Raw genomic sequence first — 21,688 nt, 5'->3', positions numbered from 1 at the left:
CGCAACCCCTGAGGAGAACCGTGAAGATCGTCGACGTCGAGGTCCTCGTCACCTGCCCCGGCCGCAACTTCGTCACCCTGAAGGTCACCACCGACGAGGGGATCACCGGCCTGGGCGACGCCACCCTCAACGGCCGCGAGCAGGCCGTCGTGGCCTACCTGCGCGAGCACGTCGTCCCGCTGCTGCTGGGCACCGACCCGCACCGGATCGAGGACACGTGGCAGTCGCTGTACCGCGGCGCGTACTGGCGGCGCGGTCCGGTGACGATGGCCGCGATCGCCGCCGTCGACGTCGCGCTGTGGGACGTCAAGGCCAAGGTCGCGGGCCTGCCGCTGTACCAGCTGCTGGGCGGCGCCTCCCGCGAGCGCGTGCGCACCTACGGCCACGCCAACGGCCGCGACGTCCCCGAGCTCCTCGACTCCGTCCGCCAGCGGCAGGCCGAGGGGTACCAGGCGATCCGCGTGCAGACCGGGGTGCCGGGGCTGGAGAAGGTGTACGGCGTCCACACCGGGGAGGCGATCGCCCACAACCCGACCCGGCTGGACCAGCGCGCCGTGCCCGTCGTGGAGGACTGGGACACCGGCGCCTACCTGCGCCACCTGCCGACCGTGCTGGAGGCGGTCCGCCACGAGTTCGGCCCGGACCTGCCGCTGCTGCACGACGCCCACCACCGGCTCACCCCCCTGCAGGCCGCGCGCCTGGGCAAGGACGTCGAGCGGTACGACCTGTTCTGGCTGGAGGACTGCACCCCGGCGGAGAACCAGGAGGTGTTCCGCGTCGTCCGCCAGCACACGACGACCCCGCTGGCGGTGGGCGAGGTGTTCAACACCGTCTTCGACTACCAGACCCTGATCACCGAGCAGCTCATCGACTACGCCCGCTCCGCGGTGACGCACTTCGGCGGGATCTCCGCGCTGCGCAAGCTGTTCGACTTCGCCGCGCAGTACCAGGTCAAGAGCGCCGTCCACGGGCCCGAGGACATCTCCCCCGTCGGGATGGCCGCCGCGATCCACCTCGACCTGGCCGTGCACAACTTCGGCATCCAGGAGTACTCCGGGCACACCGACACGACGAACGAGGTGTTCCGGCACGCCTACACGTTCACCGACGGCCACCTGCACCCCGGCGAGGCGCCGGGGATCGGGGTGGAGTACGACGAGGAGCTGGCCGCGGCGCACCCGTACGACCCGGCGTACCTGCCGGTGAACCGGCTCGCGGACGGCACCGTGCACGACTGGTGAGCGGCAGGGGTCCTCACCCCCGCCGCGTCACCGCCTCCCGGTGCGCCGCCGCGAGCGCCACCACCGTGAACAGGACCGCGCTGCCCAGCACCCACGCCACGTGCACCCCCACCGGCTGCGTGCCCAGCCCGGTGAGCCGCGCGATGTCGGCGTCGTCGGCGACGGCGTGCAGGACGACCTGCCCGAAGTGGTGGCTGGGCAGCCAGCGTGCGACCTGCCCGATGACGTCGGGCAGTTCGGACAGCGGCACGAAGAGCCCCGAGACGAAGGACAGCGGCAGGAACAGGACGTTGGTGACGACGACGGCGGCGCGGGGCCGGGCGAGGTAGGCGATGGCGAAGCCCAGCGGGCTGAACGCGAGGACCCCGGCGACGAGCAGCGCGCCGAGGACGACCCACTCCCGGGCGGTCAGGGAGACGGCGCCGACGAGCCCGGCGAACAGGCACAGCGCCGTCACCATGAGCAGGCCGTGGACGAACCCGGCGCCGAGCTTGCCGAGCTGGTAGGCGCCGGTGGGGACGGGGGTGGCGGCCAGGGTCCGCAGCCAGCCGCGGCCGCGGTCCTTGGCGACGTCCTCGCCGAACACGACGATGCCGAGGGTGAGGGCGCCGTAGCAGCCGATCCCGGCGAGCATCACGACGCCGGTGGGGGTCCCGCCGGGCAGCTCGTCCCCGGCGTCGGGGAGCCCGAAGATCGCGTAGAGGATGACGGGGAGCGTCATGCCGAGGACGGCGAACTCGGGGCGGCGCAGCCCGGCGCGAGCCTCGGTGACGACGGCCAGGCGGGCGAAACCGAGCCGGGAACCGGTGAGGGTGGTGGTCATCGCGGGTCTCCCACGGGGGTGTCGGTGAGGGTGAGGTAGGCGGTCTCCAGGTCGCCGTCGCCGGCGAGTTCGCGAGGCGTGCCGTCGGCGACGCGGTGCCCGGCGGCGAGGACGACGACGCGGTCGGCGTGGGCGGCGGCCTCGGTGAGGTCGTGGGTGGCGAACAGGATCGTCGTCCCGTTCGCGGTGGCGGCGCGGGCCTGGGCCCAGAACGCGCGGCGGGCCAGGACGTCCATGGCGGCGGTCGGTTCGTCCAGCAGCAGCAGTTCCGGCTCCCCGACGAGGGCGAGGGCCAGCAGCAGCCGTTGCCGCTCGCCGCCGGACAGGGCGGTGACGGTGCGGCCGGCGCGGGCGGTCAGGCCGGTGCGGTCGAGGACGTCCGCGACGGGCAGGTGCCGGGGGTAGGCGTGCCCGACGAGCCGGACGAGTTCACGGACGGTGACCTGCTCGGGCAGCCCGGCGGACTGCAGCATCGCCCCGACCCGCGCCCGCGCCGCGCCGGGCTCCCCGCCGAGGACCCGCACGGACCCCGCGGTGGGCCGCACGAGGTCGAGCAGCAGCTCGAACGTGGTGCTCTTGCCCGCGCCGTTGGGCCCGAGGAGGGCGACGACCTCGCCCCGCCGGACCCGCAGGTCGAGGCCGTCGACGGCGCGCACGTCCCCGTACGTCTTCACGACCCCGTCCAGTTCGATGACGTCCACCGGTTTCTCCTCTCCGTGGTCAACCACCTGCGACGCTAGGGATCCGGGGGCTGTCGCCCGAAGTGCCGGAGGTCACCGGCTGCACCCGTGACTCCTGGCAGGGGTCGTCCAGGGCCCGGGGCTCCTACCATTCCCCCGTGTTCTCCGGGGCTCAGGAACGCGCGGCGGCGGTGACGGGGTACGTGGCGCTCGCCGCCGTGGGGGTCCTGGCGGCGGTCGGGGCGTGGGACGGCCCGCCGGGGACCCGCGGGTGGTGGTGGGTGGCGTACGGGGTGTTCGCGCTGTCCTTCGTCGTCGACGACGTCGCCGGGTCGGGGTGGCTGGTCCCCCGCCCCCGCTGGTTGCCGCCCGCGGCGCCGCTGGCGGTGGGGGTCGTGGCCGCGCTGGTGGCGTGGTGGATCGCCCCGCAGGCCAACTGGACGGCGATCCTCTTCGTCGTGGCGGTGGTACCGGCCGCGCTGACGCTGTCCCCCGCCGTGACCGCCGTCCTCATCGCGGTGCAGAGCGCCGCCGTCGTGGCGGGCGCGGCGCGGGCGGGGCTGGGCACGGGGCAGGTCGTGGCGCTGGGGACGCTCTACGGTGCGCTGCAGGTGTTCGCGGCGGTCCTGGTGGTGGCCGGCCGGCGGCAGGCCGAGCAGCGGACGGCGCTGGCCGCGGCGCACGCGCAGCTGCGGGCGGCGTCGGCGCTGCTGGCGGCCTCCAGCCGGGACGCCGAGCGGTTGCGGATCTCCCGGGAGCTGCACGACGTCGTCGGGCACGGCCTGACGGCGCTGGCGCTGGAGCTGGAGGTCGCCTCACACCGCGCGGACGGCCCGGTCGCCGAGCACGTCGACCGGGCCCGCGGCATCGCCAAGGACCTGCTGGGCGACGTGCGGACCGTGGTGGGCGACCTGCGCGGGGAGGTGCAGGGGCTGGAGAGCGCGCTGCGCGAGGTCGTGGGCCGGGCGCCGGGGCTGCCGGTGGTGCTGACCGTGCGGGAGGAGGTGCCGGTGGGCCCAGAGCGGGCGCTGGTGGTGGTGCGGGCCGCGCAGGAACTGCTGACGAACACCCTGCGCCACGCGGGGGCGCACCGCTTCACCCTCGACGTCGTCGCGACGGCCGCCGGGGTGCGCCTGGAAGCGGCCGACGACGGTCGCGGCAGCGGCCACCTGCGCCCCGGGAACGGCCTGGCGGGCCTGGTCGAGCGCGTCGAGGGTGCCGGGGGGACCGTGCGGTTCCGCACCGCGCCCGGGCGGGGTTTCCGCACCGAGCTGGAGGTCCCGGCGTGAACGGCCCGGTGCGGGTCGCGGTGGTCGACGACCAGACGCTCGTGCGGCAGGGCATCCTGCGGCTGCTGTCCCTCAGCGACGCGGTGCGGGTCGTCGGGGAGGGCGAGGACGGCGACGACGCGCTGGAGCTGGTGGCCCGCGGCGACGTCGACGTCCTCCTGCTGGACCTGCGGATGCCGCGCCGGGACGGCATCGCGACGCTGGAGGCGTTGCGGGACAGGGGCAGCACCGTCCCGGTGCTGGTGCTGACGACGTTCGACGACGACGAGCTGGTCCTGGCCGCGCTGCGCGCCGGCGCGCGCGGGTACCTGCTGAAGGACGTCACCCTGGACCAGGTGCTGGCGGCGGTCCGCACCCTCGCCGACGGCGGGACCCTGCTGCAGCCGGCGCTGACCGAGCGGCTGCTGCGGGCCGTCGCGAACCGGCCGGCCGGACCCGCCGACCTGGGGGTCCCCGAGCCGTTGACCCCGCGGGAGCTGGACGTGCTGCGGCTGGCCGCGGCCGGGTGGTCGAACAAGGAGATCGCCGCGGCCCTGCACCTGGCGCCGGGGACGGTGAAGAACCACGTCACGGCCGTGCTGCTGAAGCTGGGCGTCCGCGACCGCACCCGCGCGGTGCTGCGGGCCCTGGAGCTTGGGCTGCTGGACGGGTGAGGCCGAGGCCGCGCCGGAGTGCTCGATCACCGGAGTGCTCGATCACCGCGGGGGTGGCGCTCGAACAGCCGTGCGGGTTTGCCGACGGTCCCGCTGCTGAGCTGCCCGGTGTCCCGGAGCGCCGGTTCGACGCGGCGCCGGAACGTGTCGCGCGGCAGGGCCCGGCCGGCGACGGCTTCGTGCAGCGTCTGCAGCTGCCGCAACGTGAAGCGCCCGGGCAGCAGCCCGGCGGGGTCGGGGGCGCCGGCGTACTCGCGCCGGGTCTGGGCGACGCCCAGGTCGACGATCTCGCGGTGGTCGAAGGGCAGTGGCCCCGTCCGGTCGTGCGGGACGAGCCGGACGTCGTCAGGCGCGGGAGTCAGCCGTTCCCAGGGCACGACGTCGAGGTGGGCGACGGACAGCACCCAGCCCCGGTCGTCGCGGTCGGGGGCGTCGAAGACGTGCAGCTGCCGCGGCCGCAGCCCTTCGACGTGCGCCTTGGTCCGCAGGGACCGCAGCACGGCCTGCGCCAGGGTCTCCCCCTCGTGCAGGAACGTGCCGGGCAGGGCCCACCCCCCGCCGGGTCCGGGCACCAGCAGCACGGACAACCCGGCGTCAGGGGCGACGGTGAGGACGACGGTGTCGACGGCGACGGAGGGTCGCACGTAGGACTGGAGGTCGGACACGGCTCGATGTTGTCGCAGGTGTGCGCTAACGTCGACTTGTCGCAGGATTGCGCTAATCAAGGAGGCCACCGTGGACCGTCAGCACCGGGTGATGGGCGCCCTCGTGGGCTCGGCCGTCGGGGACGCCCTCGGCGCCCCCTTCGAGTTCGGCCCCCCGCACGCCTTCTCCACCCGCTTCCCCTCCCCCGCCCGCGGGGTGCGCACCGAGATGTGCGGCGGCGGGTCCCTGGGCTGGGAGCCGGGCGAGTTCACCGACGACACGCAGATGGCGCTGCTGCTCGCGCAGTCCCTCGTCGAGCGCGGCGGCCTGGACGAGGCCGACGTGTTCGCCCGGTTCCAGCGCTGGGCGCAGGCCGGGCCACCGGACATCGGCGTGCAGACGTCGGCGGTGCTGGGGTCGGGGCTGCCGTGGGACACCGCGGCGGCCGAGCACGTCCGCGCCGGGCACCGCGCGGCCGGCAACGGCTCGCTCATGCGCACCACCCCCGCGGCGGTCTTCTTCGCCCGCGACGGCCGGGCCGCGACGATGGACGCGGCCCGCCGGATCAGCGCCCTCACCCACGGCGACCCCGCCGCCGGGGAGGGCTGCGCGCTGTTCCACGAGGTGCTGCGGGTGCTGCTCGACGGCGGCGACGCCGACGACGCGATCGCCCTGGCCGAGGTCGCCGAACCGTACCGGGCCAAGTGGGCGCAGGTGTGCGCGCCGGGCTGGACGCCCGCGGACGCCACCGAGTCCAACGGCGCGGTGTGGCCGACGCTGGGGTCGGCGTTGTGGGCGCTGCGGAACTCCACGACGTTCGAGGAGGCACTGCGGCTGGTGATCGACCTCGGCGGCGACACCGACACCGTCGCCTGCGTCACCGGCGCCCTGGCCGGGGCGCGCGCGGGCATGACGGGCATCCCGATCCGCTGGAGCTCCGCCGTGCACGGCCGGGTCCCGGGGTTCCCGGGGACGTGGGAGTTGCGCGACCTGCAGTGGCTGGCGCTGCGCCTGGACGGGTCCACCGCGGCCCTGCACGAGCCGCCGCCCACGCGGGGGCTGACCCCGGTCGAGGTCACCGACGGCGTGTGGGCTGCCGACCTCGACGGCGCGCGCCGCAGCGACCGCGACTTCGCCGTCGTCTCGCTGTGCCGCACCGGCGGCCGGTTCGGCCACGACGTGCAGCGCTTCGCGTACCTCACCGACGACGACAGCAACACCGAACTGGACACCGTCCTCGACGACGTCCTGGACGACATCGCCGCGTTGCGCGCCGACGGGAAGCCCGTCCTCGTGCACTGCCACGCCGGGGCGTCGCGGACCGGGCTGGTGCTGCGCGCGTGGGTGGTGCGGGAACGCGGGGTGTCCGCGCGGGAGGCGACCGAGCAGGTCACGGCGGTCTGGCCGCACCTCAGCGACTGGAACGCCAGCTTCACGGCGGCGCTGAACCGGCTGCCGCGGTAGTGGACCCGCTCGACCTGGGTGCCCGCCTCGCGCAGCTGCTGGCGACGGGGCGGCGGGTCGCGACCTACAAGCTGGCCGTGCTGGACGCGCTGCTGCAGCACTGCCTGGAGAACCCGGTCCCCGACGACGCCGGGCTGACCGTCCCGATCGGGGACCTCGCCGACCGCGTCGTCGAGGCGTACTGGCCGCAGGTCCGGGTGTTCGGTGAGCACGGGGTGCTGCGGCAGAACGCGCGAACTCAAGAGGGTTCGTCGTCCCTCCTCGACGAGGTCACCACCCTGCGCCGCGACGCCGAGCGCCGGGGCCTGCCGACCCTCGCGCAGTGGCGGTCCGCCGAACCCGCCCGGTGGGAACGGTTGCGCCGCAGAGTGTCGATCACGCTGGCGCAGCAACCGCTGTTCGCCCTGCAGCGCACCGGCGGCCGCGAACCGGGGGTCGCGTTCCTGTTCGACGACTCCTGGCTGAGCAAGAAGGTGACCGTCGCGACCCTCGACGCCCACGGGTGGGCGGTCGAGCTGTTCCCCGGTGTCCCGTCGGCGCTGGCGCGGGTGTCGGCGCTGCTGCAGCCGGTGGTGCAGCGGTGGTGGGTCGAGGACGTCCAGCGCCTCAACCGCGCCGAGCTCGACGTGCCCGACCTGCACGCGTTCCTCTTCGGCGCCGACCGCGCCGCCGTCGCCAAGCTCGCCCCCGGGTTGCGGGAGTTCCAGGGCAACCGCTGCTTCTACTGCGGGAGAACGCTGACCGATCGGGTGGACGTCGACCACGTCCTGCCGTGGTCGCGCGTCGCCCTCGACGGCGTGCGGAACCTCGTCCTCACCGACCCGCGCTGCAACGGCGACAAGCTCGCGACCCTGCCGGCCGTCGACCACGTGCGGGACCTGCTGGCCCGACCGGAGGCGGACCTGCAGACGCTCGCCGCGCCCCTGCGCTGGCCGGTGGAGACCGCCCGGGTTCGCGGGGCCGCCGTCGGGTTGTACCGCGCGACGACGGTGGGGGTGCCGTTGTGGCGGGGGCCGGGGGTGTACGACTTCTTCGACGGGCGGGTCGGCTGGTGAGCCACTACATAGTACATGCGCATCATATGTGCTCTTATGTACTATGTACATGTGCACGAGCGTGTCACCGCTGAGGAGTTGCTGACGGCGCTCCGACGTCATGGCGAAACAGCGACCCTCGAGGCCAAGGCCGCCGCGGGCGGCCTGCCGAAGAGCCTGCTCCCCACCCTGAGCGCGTTCGCCAACGGCCAGGGCGGCCGGGTCGTCCTGGGCGTCGACGAGGCCAACGGCTTCGCCGTGGTCCCCGGGTTCGACGCTCCCCGGACAGCACGACTGCTCGACGAGGCCGCGACGAGCGAACTCTCCCCGCCGCTCCGCCTGGACATCGCCGTCGAAGACGCCGAAGGGGGGCAGGTCGTCGTCGGCCGGGTCGCCGAGCTCCCCGCGGACGCCAAGCCCTGCTTCGTCGTGAGCCGGGGTGAACGCTCCGGCTCGTACACCCGCTCCCACGAGGGCGACCGCGTCCTCACCGACTACGAGGCACAGGCGTTGCGCGACAACCGCGGTCAACCGCGGCACGACGCCGCACCGACCGAGGCGGACGTCTCCGACCTCGACGAGGACGCCGTCGCAGCCCTCCTGCGCAGGGTCCGCCGACGGCAACCGCGGATCTTCCGCGACGCTCCTGACGAGCGCGCGCTCCAGCAGCTCAACGTCCTGGTGCCGTCGGGGGGACGGCTCGTGCCCAGCCTGGCCGGGCTCCTCACGCTGGGCAGCTACCCGCAGCAGTTCCACCCGCAGGCTCACGTGTCGTTCATCAACGTCCCGGGCTCGACGAAGGGTGCCGGGCCCGCGGACGGCCCCCGTTTCCTCGACAGCCAGACCCTCACCGGCCCGCTGCCCGCGATGGTCGAGGACACCGTCGCCGCCGTCCTGCGCAACTCACCCGTCGCCGCTCGGATCGACGGTGTCGGTCGTACCGACCGGTTCGCGTTCCCCCCGGACGCCGTCCGTGAGGCGGTGGTCAACGCGCTGATGCACCGCGACTACGGTCCGCACAGCCTCGGCACGCAGGTGCAGGTCGAGATGTACCCGGACCGCCTCGACGTCATCAGCCCGGGTGGGCTCTTCGGGCCGGTGACGAGCGAGGAGCTGGGCGAGGTCTCCTCGAGCCGCAACAGCCGGCTCGCACTGCTCCTGGCGGACGTGGCCCTCCCGGGCACGGACCACGTCGTGTGCGAGAACCGCGGGAGCGGCATCGGTGTCATGCGGGCGGTCATGGCGCACGACGGTCTGCGCGCGCCGGAGTTCACCGTCTCCCTGACCCGTTTCCGCACCACCCTCCACCGGGAGCCGGCCACCACCGGCCGCAGGACGTCTCCTCCTGCCGGGAGCCGCAGCCGAGCCCATCGCTTGGATGCCCTGCGTGAACTGCTGGGCGACGGTCGTAATCACCACGCCGAGGACCTGGCCGGGGCGCTCGGGGTGGGTAGGGCCATGACCAACCGGTACCTCAACGACCTCATCGCCGCGGGCGAGGTCGAGGCCACAGCACCACCACGGGACAGACGCCGCCGGTACCGCGCCACCACCTGAGACGAGCAGCCGACGTCCGCGAAGCCTCGCCGGGACGGACCCGAACGCTACGGATCGCCGCTCCAGCACCTGGCCCACCGTCACCGGACCGAGCCCCCGGACGGGTGACGCCCCGTCAACCCCGCCACCCCCGCTCCCGACACCACGTGCGTGGGGATCGCGGGCGGCGGAGCGCAGGAGCAGGCGCGGCGCGCCACGGCGCGGGTCGAACGGCTGCGCCGCGCCCCCGCCACCGACGGCCTGCGCGAGAAGCTCGCCGCAGCCGAGCGCCGCCAGCACGCCTGGACCGCGGGCGCCGAGGGTGAGCGCCTCGTCGCGCAGGCGCTCGCCGCGCTCGAACCGCACGGCTGGCGGCTGCTGCACGACGTGCGCTGGCCGGGCCGGGCGAAGGCCAACCTCGACCACGTCGCGATCGGCCCCGGCGGGGTCGTCGTCGTGGACGCGAAGAACTGGTCGGGGCCGGTGACCGTCCGCGACGGCGTGCTGCGGCAGGGCTCGCACCGGCGCGACGAGGCGCTGGACGGCGTCGCCCGCGCCGCCGCCGACATGGCGGCGCTGCTGCCCCCGCGCCACCGGTCGGCCACCCGCGGCGTGCTGTGCCTGGCCGCGCAGCGGGGACGGCCGGCGCCGACGGCGGCGGGGGTGGTCGTCGTCGGGCGTGAGGACCTCGCGCGGCACCTGCGGTCCCTGCCGCGCACGCTGTCGGCCGCCGCGGTGGACGAGCTGACCGCCGCGCTGCGCGACCAGCTCGACGGCGCCACCAGCCCCGCGCTGCCCGAGCCCGCTCAGGACGCCCCGGACCGCGGCGTGCGGCTCGTCCTGGCCCTGACCGTCGTCCTCGTCGTCGCCCTGCTGGTGGGCGGGTTCGCGGCCTTCGTCAGCCAGCAGCTGGGCGCAGCCGGCTGAGCAGCCGCTCCAGGACGGTCGGCGGGGCGACCCGCTCCACCGGCAGCTCCACCCGGTCCCGCTGCGCCGCAGCCAGTTCCTCGCGCAGCAGTTCGACCAGGACGCGGGTGTCGTCGACGGCGTCGTGCGCGCGCAGCTGCTGGATGCCCCAGTGCGCGGCGAGGGTGGCCATCTTGAAGTTCGCCACCGGCAGGTCCAGGCGGCGGGCGAGCTTCCACGTGCACAGCCGCTCCCGCACGGGCAGCCGGACGCCGGCGGTGGCCATCTCGGCGGAGATGAAGGCCCAGTCGAAGCGGGCGTTGTGGGCGACGAAGACCCGCCCGGCCAGCAGGGACGCCACGGTCGGGGCGAGCTGGGTGAAGGTGGGGGCGCCGGCGACGTGCTCGGCGGTGATGCCGTGGACGTGGACGACGCCGGTGTCGCGCAGCGGGTCCACGTAGGAGGACCAGGTCCGCTCGACGACGCCGCGAGCGTCGAGCCAGGTCACGGCGATCTGCACGATCCTGTCCCCGGCCTCGGGCTTCAGACCCGTCGTCTCGACGTCCAGCACGGCGTACCGGTGCCGGTAGCGCCGGGCGACCGCTCGGGGGAGCGGGTCGGCGGTGTCGATGACGGTCATGGGGTCTCTCCTCGCTGTGGAACCCGACGACCATCGCAGACGCCTCGGACACGACCCGGCCCGACCCGCCCGTCCGGGCGAGATCGTCGCCGTGGGTCGCGTGCCGTCAGCGCGCGGTGATGGTGACGGCCGGCAGCGCGGACCCCGGCGCCTGCGCGCACGCCGCGGCGACGGCCACCGCGGCCGCGGCCGACCACGCCTGCGGCCGGCACGAGGCGGGGTACGGCACGGGTGCCGGGACCTCGTCGCGGGCGTCGCCGGCGTGCAGCTCCGGCACCCGGTAGCCGAACGCCTCGGCCGCCGCGAGCAGCCCCTCGACCAGCGGCACCACCGCGTCGGCGAACCCGTCCCGCACCAGGCCGGTGACCGCGATCGCCGTGTCGTGCGCCCACACCGACCCGCAGTGGTAGCTCAACGGCGAGAAGCCCGCCGCCCGGGAGGACAGCGTCCGCAACCCGAAACCCGCCGACATCTCCGGTGAGGCCAGGTGCGCCGCCACGACCGCGGCCTCCTCGGCGTCCAGCAGCCCGGTGCCCAGCAGGTGGCCGACGTTGGAGGTCAGCGAGTCCACCGCCCGCCCGGCACCGTCGAGGGCGATCGCGGGGAAGCTCGCCGGGGACGGCCCGCCGGAGGGGTGCACCCAGAACCGGTCGCGGAAGCGGGTGCGCAGGCGAGCCGCCCACGCCCGGTGCGCCGTAGCGTCCCGGCCGAAGTGCTCCAGGACCTCGGCCCCCGCGAGCGCCGCCTCGTACGCGTACGCCTGCACCTCGCACAGCGCGACGGGCGGGTCGGCCAGCCCACCGGCGTGCCACTGCACGGAGTCGGCGCTGTCCTTCCAGCCCTGGTTCGCCAGCCCGCGGCCGGTGGGGTCGGCGTAGCGCAGGAACCCCTCGCCGACCCCGCTCTGCCAGGCCAGGGCCGCCTCGAGGTTCGGCAGCAGGCCGGCCACCTCAGCGTCCGGCATGCCCGCCCGCCACGCCTCGTGCAGCAGGCACACCCACAGCGACGTCGCGTCGACCGTGCCGTAGTACACCGGCGGCAGGCTCATCCCGCCGCCGTGCTCGGCGGTCCCGCGCCGCACCTCGTGCAGCACCTTCCCGGGCTCCTCGGCGGTCGCGGGGTCCGTGCGCACCCCCTGGAACGCGGCGAGGACCCGCAGCGTGGAGGCGGCCGTCTCCCAGCCCAGGGGCAGCAGCATCCGGGCCGTCCACAGCGCGTCGCGCCCGAACAGCGTCAGGTACCACGGGGCGCCGGCGGCGACGAAGACGTCGTCAGGGTGGTCGGCGTGCGCGGCCCGCAGACCCTCCAGGTCGGCCAGGGCCCGCTGCACCCAGCGTTCCAGCCGCACGTCGGGGCACGCGACGCTCCACCGCTGCGCCCACCCCGCGGGCGAGGCCGGACCCACGACGACGGCCCGCTCGTCGTGCGCGCGGACCTCCCAGGAACCGCGCCAGGACGCGCCAGGCGCGAGGTCGACGTCCCAGGTGAGCACCACCTCGGTCCCCGCGACGCAGACCCGCGCGCCGGGGGCGACGACCTCGGCGCGCACCCCGTCCCCGCTCCACACCGGCCCGTCCCCCGGTGCCAGGACGGGCGTGGGCCGCCCGCCGCGGACGGCGTCCATCGGCCCCAGGTCGCTCGTGAGGGTCACCGACACGACGCAGCGCAGGGGCTCCGGTGCCACTGAGGTCACGACGACCTCCTCGCGCCCCACGCCGGGCGCCACGGTCCGCCGCCGGTCCACGCGCACCACCGGGTCGGGGACGGGCCCGGTCACGTGCCGGGGGACGGCGGCCGTGAACACCGCCGCCACGCCGTCGGGGGCGAGGAGCACCGTCGTGACGCGCTCGCCGTCGACCGTCAGCACCGCCGACCGCACCACGCGCACGTCGCCGTGCCAGAAGCCCTCGACGCCGCGGGCGCCGTCGACCTCCCCGTCCGGGCCGCACCACACCTGGGTGGGTGCGCTCACCGCGCAGACGAGGTCGGACAGCCACGGGGGACGGACGTCATCGGCCACGGGCCGATCCAACCACCGGCCGGGGCGGGCGCCGGGATCAGTGCGCGGCGCGGCGGCGGTGCACCGTCAGGGTCATCACCACGACGATGACGGCCCCCACGACGAGGCCGACGACGGCGCTGCACAGCGTGTTGACGAGCCAGCCCAGGACGCCGCCGAGCGCGCCGGCCGCCTCGTGCGCGGACTCCTCCAGGTGGTGGACGAACTCGTACAGCGGGTGGAAGCCCAGGTCGTCGGTGCCGACGAGCAGGATGTGGCCGCCGACCCAGAGCATCGCGGCCGTGCCCACGACGGTGAGGAACGTCAGCAGCTTGGGCATGAAGGCGACCAGGCCGCGGCCGAACCGCACCCGGGCGGCCGATCCACGTTCGGCCAGCTTCAGCCCGACGTCGTCCATCTTCACGATGAGCCCGACGACGCCGTACACCAGGACGGTGATGAGGACCCCGACGACGACGAGGATGGCCAGGCGGGACCAGAACGGCTGGTCGGCGACCTCGTTGAGGGAGATGACCATGATCTCCGCGGAGAGGATGAGGTCGGTGCGGACCGCGCCGGACACGACCGTCTTCTCGTCCTTGGGCCCGTCGTCGGCGGCGTGCCCGTGACCGCTGATCTTGCCCCACAGCTTCTCGGCGCCCTCGTAGGACAGGTACGCGCCGCCGAGCATGAGCAGCGGGGTCAGCAGGAAGTCGGCGAACTGGCTGAGCACCAGGATCACCGGGAGGATGACCAGCAGCTTGTTGCGCAGCGAGCCGATCGCGATGCGCTTGATGATCGGCAGCTCCCGGTCCGGGGTCAGCCCGCGCACGTACTGCGGGGTGACGGCCGTGTCGTCGACGACGACGCCCGCGGCCTTGGCCGACGCCTTCGCCGCGGCCGCCCCGACGTCGTCCACGGACGCCGCCGCCGCCCGCGCGATGAGCGCCACGTCGTCCAGCAGGGCCACGAGTCCACCGGCCACGGCGGGTACCTCCTCGATCGGGTCACCGGAGCATCCAGTGTCCTCACAGGCTCGCACGACCGCAGCGCGGGCACCCCCCGGCGCGGGCCCGGTCCCCCACCGCCACCCCCACCCGGCCCGCCCGGGAGGCGAAACGTCCCGGAAACGGGCACGTAACGCCCGGCGTCGTCCTCCCCCCTACCGTCGCGGACGGGTGCGGGCGGGGAGTCCGCCCGTGACGACAGTCCGGAGGACGACATGAGCGGCAGCGCAGCACGCCTGCAGGCGATCGACGCGGTCATCGCCTACGAGGCCCCGCACCCGACCTTCACACCGACGGAGGCCCCCGGCGAGGTCTTCGGCCAGAACGTCTTCAGCAAGGCCGTCATGCGCAAGCGGCTGCCGAAGGGCGTCTACCGGTCGGTCGTGGCGACCATCGAGCAGCAGAAGCCGCTCGACCCCGCCGTCGCCGACACCGTGGCCTCGGTCATGAAGGACTGGGCGCTGGAGATGGGCGCGACCCACTACGCGCACGTCTTCTACCCGCTGACGCACTCCAGCGCCGAGAAGCACGACAGCTTCTTCGAGCCCGACGAGGACGGCGGCTCCATCGCCGAGTTCGCCGGCAAGACCCTCGTCCAGGGCGAGCCGGACGCCTCCAGCTTCCCCAACGGCGGCCTGCGCTCCACCTTCGAGGCCCGCGGGTACACCGGCTGGGACGTCACCAGCCCCGCCTACGTGCTGGACAACACCAACGGCAGGACGCTGTGCATCCCGACGGTCTTCGTCTCGATGACCGGTGAGGCGCTCGACCACAAGACGCCGCTGCTGCGGTCCCAGCAGGCCATGGCCACCCAGGCCGCGCGCGTGCTGAAGCTGTTCGGCCACGAGGACCCGGGCACGATCGTGTCCTACGCCGGCCCCGAGCAGGAGTACTTCCTCATCGACCGGCACTTCTTCCTCTCGCGCCCGGACCTGCTCAACGCCGGCCGCACGCTGTTCGGCGCCACGCCGCCGAAGGGCCAGGAGTTCGACGACCACTACTTCGGCGCCATCCCCGACCGCGTCCTGGCGTTCATGCTCCACGCCGAGCGCGAGCTGTTCAAGGTCGGCATCCCCGCCAAGACCCGGCACAACGAGGTCGCCCCCGGCCAGTTCGAGATCGCGCCGATGTTCGAGCGCTCCAACCTCGCCGCCGACCACCAGCAGCTGCTCATGGTCACCATGAAGCGCGTCGCCCGCGAGCACGGCATGGAACTGCTGTTCCACGAGAAGCCGTTCGCCGGGGTCAACGGCTCGGGCAAGCACGTGAACTTCTCGTTCGGGTCCTCCACCGTCGGCAACCTGCTGCTGCCGGGCGACACCCCGCACGAGAACGCCCAGTTCCTCGTGTTCTGCGCGGCCATCATCCGCGCGGTCCACAAGTACGGCGGGCTGCTGCGCGCCTCGGTGGCCTCGGCCTCCAACGACCACCGGCTCGGCGCGAACGAGGCGCCGCCGGCCATCATCTCCATGTTCCTCGGCGACCAGCTCACCGACGTCTTCGACCAGGTCGCCAAGGGCGGTGCGACCTCCTCGAAGGAGAAGGGCACCATGACGATCGGCGTCGACACCCTCCCGGTGCTGCCGACCGACCCGGGCGACCGCAACCGCACGAGCCCCTTCGCCTTCACGGGCAACCGCTTCGAGTTCCGCGCGCCGGGGTCGATGCAGTCGATCGCCTCGCCCGTCTACACGATCAACACGATCGTCACCGAGGCGCTGGACCACATCGCCACCGAGCTCGAGACCCGCCTCGCCGACGGTGCCGAGTTCCACCACGCCGTCCAGAAGGTCCTCGAGCAGATCATCACCGACCACGGCGCCGCCGTGTTCAACGGCGACGGCTACTCCGACGAGTGGAAGGTCGAGGCCGAGGCGCGCGGGCTGAAGAACCTGCGCACGACGGTCGACGCGCTGGCCGAGCTCACCACCCCCGAGGCGGTCGAGCTGTTCAGCCGGTACGGGGTGTTCAGCGAGCGGGAGCTGCACTCCCGCTACGAGATCGCCGTCGAGCAGTACGAGATGAGCATCGCCGTCGAGGCGAAGCTGGCGATCGAGATGGCCGCCACGAGCATCCTGCCCGCCGCGATCCGCTACCAGACGCAGCTCGCGCAGAACGTGGCCGCGCTCAAGGCCGCCGGGGTCGAGGCGGACACGACGCTGCTGGAGCAGGCCTCCGCCCCGATCGCCGCGCTGCGCGAGGCGGTGGCGGCCCTCAAGGCGGCGACGTTCGAGCCGTCCGGGCACGGCCCGGCGTACGCCCGCGACGTGCTCCTGCCGGCCATGACCGCGGTCCGCGCCGCGGCCGACGAGCTCGAGACCGTCGTGGCCGACGACCTGTGGCCGCTGGCGACCTACCAGGAGATGCTCTTCATCCGCTGACCCTCACCCGGCCCGCGGGGTGAGGACCCCGGCGATCGCGGTCCTCACCCCGTCACCGCCCAGTCGTGGATGACGCGGTACCCCTCCCGCGGTGCGGTCCCTTGCAGGAACCGCAGCACCTCCGCCGGTCCCGCAGGCCCCACCCCAGCCGGGTGGCCGTCATCAACCCGGCCACGAACACGTCGCCGGCGCCCGTGGGGTCGACGACGGGCACGACCGGCGCGGGTTCCTCGACGACCGCCCCGGAGCCGTCGACCGCCAGGCTGCCCCGGGCCCCGCGCGTGACGACGACGGTGCCCACCCGCTCGGCCAGCACCCGCGCCGCCGCGAGGGCGTCGTCGGTGCGCGTGCAGCTGGTGGCCTCGACCTCGTCGGGCACGAAGACGTCGACGTGCGCCAGCCGGTCCAGGACGGCCGGTGACCACTCGCGGCTCGCGTCCCAGCCGACACCGCCGAACACCACGGTCCGCGCGGCGCGCAGCGCGTCCACCCAGCCGGGGACCTCACCGGCCACGCCGACGTGGCAGGTCGCGGCCGTGGGCAGCTGCCCGGGCCACTCCCGCGGGACCTCGGTGGCGGCCTCCTCGTAGGTGGTGGAGCTGCGGTCGTGCTCGTCGGTGACCGCGACGGTCACCGCAGTCGCCCGGTCGGCCGTGCCGCCGGGGCTCAGGACGAAGGCGTCGGCGAACACCTCCGCCCCCGGCTCCGGCAGGGAGGAACCGGAGAACACCAGGTCGCAGAACAGTCGGCCGCCGAGCAGGACGTCGAGGTCCGCCACGGTCCCTCCTGCGCGCGTCATCCGGTGGTGCGGCGATCGTGCCGTCGGCCCGCGCGGGGAGCCAGGACGTGCGCAGGCGTGAGCGGGTCCCGCGCCCGACCCTGGCGGGGTCCGTGCCCGCCCGTTACGGTCGGGAGGTGATCCCGAGCGGGCGGCGCCGGGCGGTGGTCGAGGACGGCGGGAAGGCGATCAGGACGTGAAGCTGTGCATCCTCGGCGGTGGGGGGTTCCGCACCCCCTACGTCTACCAGGCGCTGCTGCGCGACACGGGCAGCCCCCGCGTCGACGAGGTCGCCCTCCACGACGTCGACGCGACGAGGCTCGAGGGCATGGTGCGGATCCTGCGCCAGCTCGCCGAGGGTTTCCCCGACGCCCCCCGCCTCGTCCCCACGACGGTGCTGCCCGAGGCGCTGCAGGGCAGCCGGTTCATCTTCGCCGCGGTCCGCATCGGCGGCCTGCGCGGCCGGTGCTGCGACGAGCGGGTCGCGCTCGACCTCGGCGTCCTGGGGCAGGAGACGACCGGACCCGGGGGGCTGGCCTACGCGCTGCGCACCGTCCCGTTCATGCTCGACGTCGCGCGGCAGGTGCGCGAGCTCGCCCCCGACGCCCACTTCCTGAACTTCACCAACCCCGCGGGCATCATCACCGAGGCGATGCAGTCGGTGCTGGGCGACCGCGTGCTGGGGATCTGCGACACCCCCTCGGGGCTCGGCCGGCGGGTCGCGGGGCTGCTGGGCCTGGACCACACGCGCGTCCAGATGGACTACGTGGGCCTGAACCACCTCGGCTGGATGCGCCGGGTGCTGTTCGACGGCACCGACGTCCTGCCGCGGCTGCTGGCCGACGACGCCGCGCTGGGCGCCCTGGAGGAGGGGCTCGTGTTCGGCCGCGACTGGCTGCGCACGCTCGGCTCCATCCCCAACGAGTACCTCCACTACTACTACTCCCAGCGCGAGGCGGTCGCCTCGATCAAGGCGGCGAAGCAGACCCGCGGGGAGTTCCTGCTCGCCACGCAGGGCGAGTTCTGGGAGCGGCTCGCGACGGCCGGCGACGGGGCCGCGCAGTTGTGGCGCGAGACCGTGACCGCCCGCAGCGCCAGCTACATGGCCGAGGCCAAGGGCGGTGAGCAGGGCGCGCCCGTCCACCAGGACCAGCCCGAGCTCGACCCGTCGCAGCAGGGCTACGCGGGGGTCGCGCTGGCGGTGATGGCCGCGATCAGCCGGGACGAGCGCTCGACGATGATCCTCAACGTCCGCAACGGCGGCACGATCGCGGGGCTGCCCGACGACGCCGTCGTGGAGGTCCCCGCGACGGTGGACGCGAACGGCGTGCACCCCTTGTCGACGGCGGCGCCCGACCTGCACCAGCTGGGCCTCATGCAGCAGGTGAAGGCCGTGGAGCGGCACACCATCGCCGCGGCCGTCCACGGCGACCGGACGGAGGCCCTGCGGGCCTTCGCGCTGCACCCGCTGGTCGACTCCGTCGAGGTCGCCCGGGAACTGCTCGACGGCTACGTGGCCGCGATCCCCGAGGTCGCGGCCGTCTTCAGCTGATCCCGTACCGGGCCCGCCACGCGGGGTCGGACGACGCCTCCCGGCTGCCGTCGGGGTTCACCCGGTTCACCCGGGCCAGGTCGCGCGCGAGCCGGTCGACGACGTACGCGAGGTCGATCCGGGTGAGCACCGGCTGCGGGAGGGCGCCGTCGCCGTGGGCGGCCCCGAGCAGGGCACCGGTCACGCAGGAGACCGCGACGGGGTCCGGGGCGGTCGCCGCGAGGGCGAGCGCGGCCGTGGTCCGCCCGGGGTGGCTCAGCAGGCAGTAGGTGGCCCCCCACAGCGCGGCGGCCGCGCTGCCGTCCGGGGCCCCGGACCGGAGCACCACGGGGGAACCCGGAGCCTCCCGTGCGGCCCGGACGGCGTCGTCGGCGACGGACACGGCGGCGAAGTCGACCCCGAGCAGGATCGCCGCGGTGATGCCGTCGGCGACCGCCTGCACCGGGTCGCCGGTGCGCAGGGCCGCGCCGGCCACGAGGACGGCCAGCGCGGTGGGGGCGAAGGCGCGCGGTCCGTGGGTGAGGGCGGCCGAGTCCACCGCCACCTCGACGGCACCGGCCGCGTCGCGGCCGACCTGCGCCGCCAGCGGCAGGGCGCGGGCGAGGGCGTGCCAGCCGTCCGCCGTCGTGACCGGCTCCCGCCGCGTCCCGCCGCCGCCCGTCGCGAGGCCTCGCACGGTGTCCGCGGCCGCACCGGTCGCGTGCGCGAGCAGCGGGACCTCGTCCAGCCACGCCACCGAGGGTTCGCGCCCGGCGCTCCACACGCGGGCCCACTGGCGGTAGGCCTCGAGCAGGTCGGCCCGGCCGTCGGCGGAGCCCGTCACGGCGTGCCGCAGGCAGCTGCGGATGCTCGCGGCCGCGGTGAAGCACGCGAGCTGCGTCGCCACCCCGTGCGTCAGGACACCCGTGGGGGCGGCACCGGCCCCGAGGACCTCACCGACCGCCAGGCCGTGCAGCAGTCCGCGGACGCGCGCACCGCGCACGGGGGACGACGCCAACGGCGGGGTGCGCCCGGCCTGCGTTCCTTCACTCACGGTGAGGGTGTCGGCGGACCCCCCGACGGCATCAAGCGAGGGGGTGCTGAATCCACCCGGTTGGCGTCCTGCCGCGGGGGGCCGGGCACGAGCCGCTGCTCCACCGAGTCGTACTCGCCGGCGGCCGCCGCCACGCGGTCACCGAGGCGGTGCAGACCGATCCCGGCGTCCCGGGCGGCTGCGCCCAGCGTGTCGCAGAAGGCCTGTGCCGCACGACGAGCACGGCCGACAGCCCACCCGGGTACCTGCTCCGCGGCCCGCGACCACTGCGCCTCGGTCCCCGAGACCCGTCCCGCGTCGGAGCGGAGCACTCCCGCGGCTGCGACCAGCTCCTCGCTCGCGACGCCGAACTCCACAGCGGGGACCGTAACCGCCCGGCGGGGTCCGGCTCGCCGCTCCTCCACAGCTCCGTGGGCCTCGTCACTCCCCGTGCAGTGGCACGGCACTGAGGAGTGGTCTATAGTTTAAGGTACAAACACTTTGGAGGCGTGATGCAGACGGCTGGCCGGCGGCTCGAGCTGGGGTTCCTCACCTTCGTCGCCGAGGGTGGCTCGGACGGTCCCGGCGGAGCCCTGCGGGACGGCCTGTCGCTCGTCCGGCACGCCGAGGACCTCGGCTACGACTCGGCGTGGGTGCGGGTCCGCCACCACGAGCCGTACCTGTCCTCCCCCATGACGTTCTTCGCCGCCGCGTCCCAGGTCACCTCCCGCATCGCCCTGGGCACCGGCGTCATCCCCATGCGCTACGAGGACCCGCTGCGCCTGGCCGAGGACGCCGCCACCGTCGACCTCCTCAGCGGGGGACGGCTCGAGCTCGGGCTCAGCAACGGCATCCCCCCGCTGGCCGCCGCGCTCGACCCCGTGCACGGCACCTCCGAGCGGGGTTTCGCCGGGGAGGCTCAGCACCGCATCGACGTGCTCCGCCGTGCGCTCGCCGGTGAGCCGATCGCGCAGGCCGCAGCCCCCTACATGGGCATCCCCGCCGGCGGGGACCTGACGATGACTCCCCACGCCCCGGGTCTGGTCGACCGGCTCTGGTACGGGGCCGGCAGCGAGTCCACCGCGGTCCGCACCGGGCGGCAGGGGTTCGACCTGCAGGTCTCCACCCTCAACACCGAGGAGACGGGGGAGGCCTTCGACATCGTGCAGGCCCGCCAGATCCGCAGCTACCGCAAGGCCTTCGCGGACGCCGGCCACGCCGGCCGCCGAGACGCGCGGGTCTCCGCCGGGCGCATCGTGCTGCCCTTCCTGGACCACCACGACGCCGAAGCCCACCAAGAGTTCATCGAGGGCTACACCTCCGGCATGACGTCCGACGGGCGGCCGCGCGGGGCTTCCCCCTTCCCGGTCCGCTACAGCCCCGTCCTCAGCGGGGACCCCGAGGGCATCGTCGAGCGACTGCTGGCCGATGAAGCGGTCGGGGAGACCGACGGTCTGGTCGTCGTGCTGCCGGCCGAAGGCTCGCTGGAGGTGCACCGCCGGGTCCTGAGCGCGGTCGCCGAGCACGTGGCGCCGCACCTGGGGTGGACCCCCGCCGCCTGAGCGGCGAGACGGCCGGGAACGACGAAGAGGGCGGTACCCCGATGCGGGGTACCGCCCTCTTCGTCGTCGTGCGTGGACGCACGAACGCGTGTGGGGAGCGGCCCGCATTCGGGCTGCTCCCCACACGCTTCTCACCACAAGAGTGAGTGGCCGGCGGTGACCTACTCTCCCACCCAGTCTCCCGAGCAGTACCATCGGCGCTGGTGGGCTTAGCTTCCGGGTTCGGAATGAGACCGGGCGTTTCCCCACCGCTATGACCACCGGACCACACAGGCCAGGATCCAAACCACCCCACCACCACACACGAGCACGCCTGCGCATGCACCACGAGTGGCGGTGGGCGGGTTCTCTCCCGAGAACCACACAATGGACGCGAACACTCAAGCAGCAACTGCTCATCAAAGCATCAAGATTGTTTGCACTCTCCACCCACACCATCACCCACCACACCAATCCTTACGACTGGCCCTGATGGTGGCTGGTGCG

18 protein-coding genes and 1 rRNA gene are annotated in these 21,688 nt (G+C 74.3%); 10 read left to right on the top strand and 9 right to left on the bottom strand.

Annotated elements, in window-relative coordinates; genetic code table 11:
* Positions 1-20: 20 nt before the first annotated feature.
* The gene (manD, locus tag BJ968_RS12150) at positions 21-1,241 is read left to right on the top strand and encodes a D-mannonate dehydratase ManD (protein ID WP_179752166.1); all 1,221 of its coding nucleotides are present in this window, start codon (positions 21-23) and stop codon (positions 1,239-1,241) included.
* Between the two features lie 13 nt (positions 1,242-1,254).
* Here manD and BJ968_RS12145 read toward each other — a convergent pair whose 3' ends face one another.
* Both BJ968_RS12145 and BJ968_RS12140 read right to left on the bottom strand, forming a co-directional pair.
* Positions 1,255-2,064, bottom strand: coding sequence for an ABC transporter permease (locus BJ968_RS12145; RefSeq protein WP_179752164.1), 810 nt, complete (start codon positions 2,062-2,064; stop codon positions 1,255-1,257).
* A complete protein-coding gene (locus tag BJ968_RS12140; RefSeq protein ID WP_179752163.1) occupies positions 2,061-2,765 on the bottom strand; it encodes an ATP-binding cassette domain-containing protein in 705 nt (234 codons plus the stop codon). Before BJ968_RS12140 ends, BJ968_RS12145 begins: the two co-directional genes overlap by 4 nt.
* 137 nt (positions 2,766-2,902) lie before the next feature.
* Here BJ968_RS12140 and BJ968_RS26630 point away from each other — a divergent pair, with 137 nt between their 5' ends.
* Positions 2,903-4,033, top strand: a complete 1,131-nt coding sequence (locus BJ968_RS26630) for a histidine kinase (RefSeq protein ID WP_179752161.1) — start codon at positions 2,903-2,905, stop codon at positions 4,031-4,033.
* The gene (locus BJ968_RS26625; RefSeq protein ID WP_179752160.1) at positions 4,030-4,686 is read left to right on the top strand and encodes a response regulator; all 657 of its coding nucleotides are present in this window, start codon (positions 4,030-4,032) and stop codon (positions 4,684-4,686) included. The genes BJ968_RS26630 and BJ968_RS26625 overlap by 4 nt, the downstream gene beginning before the upstream one ends.
* 26 nt (positions 4,687-4,712) lie before the next feature.
* On the opposite strand, the gene BJ968_RS12125 is transcribed toward BJ968_RS26625, so the two are convergent.
* Positions 4,713-5,351, bottom strand: a complete 639-nt coding sequence (locus BJ968_RS12125) for an NUDIX hydrolase (protein ID WP_218885016.1) — start codon at positions 5,349-5,351, stop codon at positions 4,713-4,715.
* Between the two features lie 70 nt (positions 5,352-5,421).
* On the opposite strand from BJ968_RS12125, the gene BJ968_RS12120 reads away from it, so the two are divergent.
* From BJ968_RS12120 to BJ968_RS12105, 4 genes are all read left to right on the top strand, one after another.
* Positions 5,422-6,795: an ADP-ribosylglycohydrolase family protein gene (locus BJ968_RS12120; RefSeq protein WP_343077985.1), complete on the top strand. Its 1,374-nt coding sequence runs from the start codon at positions 5,422-5,424 to the stop codon at positions 6,793-6,795.
* Positions 6,795-7,850 (top strand): HNH endonuclease domain-containing protein, encoded by a 1,056-nt coding sequence (locus BJ968_RS12115; protein WP_179752158.1) that lies wholly within the window; start codon positions 6,795-6,797, stop codon positions 7,848-7,850. Before BJ968_RS12120 ends, BJ968_RS12115 begins: the two co-directional genes overlap by 1 nt.
* A 51-nt stretch (positions 7,851-7,901) precedes the next feature.
* Positions 7,902-9,386, top strand: a complete 1,485-nt coding sequence (locus BJ968_RS12110) for an ATP-binding protein (RefSeq protein ID WP_179752156.1) — start codon at positions 7,902-7,904, stop codon at positions 9,384-9,386.
* A 150-nt stretch (positions 9,387-9,536) separates the two neighbouring features.
* Positions 9,537-10,292, top strand: coding sequence for an NERD domain-containing protein (locus BJ968_RS12105; RefSeq protein ID WP_179752154.1), 756 nt, complete (start codon positions 9,537-9,539; stop codon positions 10,290-10,292).
* Here BJ968_RS12105 and BJ968_RS12100 read toward each other — a convergent pair.
* The 3 genes from BJ968_RS12100 to BJ968_RS12090 all read right to left on the bottom strand — a co-directional run bounded on the left by BJ968_RS12100 (position 10,264) and on the right by BJ968_RS12090 (position 13,895).
* Positions 10,264-10,911 carry an exonuclease domain-containing protein gene (locus BJ968_RS12100; protein ID WP_179752152.1) on the bottom strand — a complete coding sequence of 216 codons (648 nt, stop codon included), beginning with the start codon at positions 10,909-10,911 and terminating at the stop codon, positions 10,264-10,266. The genes BJ968_RS12105 and BJ968_RS12100 overlap by 29 nt on opposite strands.
* Positions 10,912-11,017: 106 nt before the next feature.
* Positions 11,018-12,931: a glycogen debranching N-terminal domain-containing protein gene (locus BJ968_RS12095; protein ID WP_179752150.1), complete on the bottom strand. Its 1,914-nt coding sequence runs from the start codon at positions 12,929-12,931 to the stop codon at positions 11,018-11,020.
* A 37-nt stretch (positions 12,932-12,968) separates the two neighbouring features.
* On the bottom strand, positions 12,969-13,895 hold the full coding sequence (locus BJ968_RS12090) for a DUF808 family protein (protein ID WP_179752148.1): 927 nt from the start codon (positions 13,893-13,895) through the stop codon (positions 12,969-12,971).
* A gap of 237 nt (positions 13,896-14,132) precedes the next feature.
* Here BJ968_RS12090 and BJ968_RS12085 point away from each other — a divergent pair, with 237 nt between their 5' ends.
* Positions 14,133-16,298, top strand: a complete 2,166-nt coding sequence (locus tag BJ968_RS12085; protein WP_179752146.1) for a glutamine synthetase III family protein — start codon at positions 14,133-14,135, stop codon at positions 16,296-16,298.
* A 52-nt stretch (positions 16,299-16,350) separates the two neighbouring features.
* Here the strand turns inward: BJ968_RS12085 and BJ968_RS12080 are convergent, their stop codons facing one another.
* Complete coding sequence (locus BJ968_RS12080) at positions 16,351-17,076, bottom strand: PfkB family carbohydrate kinase (RefSeq protein ID WP_179752144.1); 726 nt, start codon at positions 17,074-17,076, stop codon at positions 16,351-16,353.
* A gap of 196 nt (positions 17,077-17,272) precedes the next feature.
* Here BJ968_RS12080 and BJ968_RS12075 point away from each other — a divergent pair, with 196 nt between their 5' ends.
* Positions 17,273-18,628, top strand: coding sequence for a family 4 glycosyl hydrolase (locus BJ968_RS12075; protein WP_179752142.1), 1,356 nt, complete (start codon positions 17,273-17,275; stop codon positions 18,626-18,628).
* Here the strand turns inward: BJ968_RS12075 and BJ968_RS12070 are convergent.
* Positions 18,621-19,661, bottom strand: coding sequence for an ADP-ribosylglycohydrolase family protein (locus BJ968_RS12070; protein WP_179752140.1), 1,041 nt, complete (start codon positions 19,659-19,661; stop codon positions 18,621-18,623). The two genes, BJ968_RS12075 and BJ968_RS12070, sit on opposite strands and share 8 nt — an antisense overlap.
* Positions 19,662-20,152: 491 nt before the next feature.
* Between BJ968_RS12070 and BJ968_RS12065 the strand changes: the two genes are divergently transcribed.
* Positions 20,153-21,202: an LLM class flavin-dependent oxidoreductase gene (locus tag BJ968_RS12065; RefSeq protein ID WP_246315248.1), complete on the top strand. Its 1,050-nt coding sequence runs from the start codon at positions 20,153-20,155 to the stop codon at positions 21,200-21,202.
* Positions 21,203-21,350: 148 nt separating this feature from the next.
* Here the strand turns inward: BJ968_RS12065 and rrf are convergent.
* Positions 21,351-21,467 (bottom strand): 5S ribosomal RNA (rrf, locus tag BJ968_RS12060).
* Positions 21,468-21,688: the final 221 nt, after the last annotated feature.

It is taken from the genome of Kineococcus aurantiacus, assembly GCF_013409345.1.
Lineage (GTDB): Bacteria > Actinomycetota > Actinomycetes > Actinomycetales > Kineococcaceae > Kineococcus > Kineococcus aurantiacus.
The sequence above is the reverse complement of the archived record's forward strand: the minus strand, read 5'-3'. Positions and strand labels throughout refer to the sequence as shown.

Coding starts and splice junctions, on each gene's coding strand:
- BJ968_RS12145 (WP_179752164.1), bottom strand. CDS start 2,064: ATGACCACCACCCTCACCGGTTCCCGGCTCGGTTTCGCCCGCCTGGCC.
- BJ968_RS12100 (WP_179752152.1), bottom strand. CDS start 10,911: ATGACCGTCATCGACACCGCCGACCCGCTCCCCCGAGCGGTCGCCCGG.
- BJ968_RS12085 (WP_179752146.1), top strand. CDS start 14,133: ATGAGCGGCAGCGCAGCACGCCTGCAGGCGATCGACGCGGTCATCGCC.
- BJ968_RS12065 (WP_246315248.1), top strand. CDS start 20,153: ATGCAGACGGCTGGCCGGCGGCTCGAGCTGGGGTTCCTCACCTTCGTC.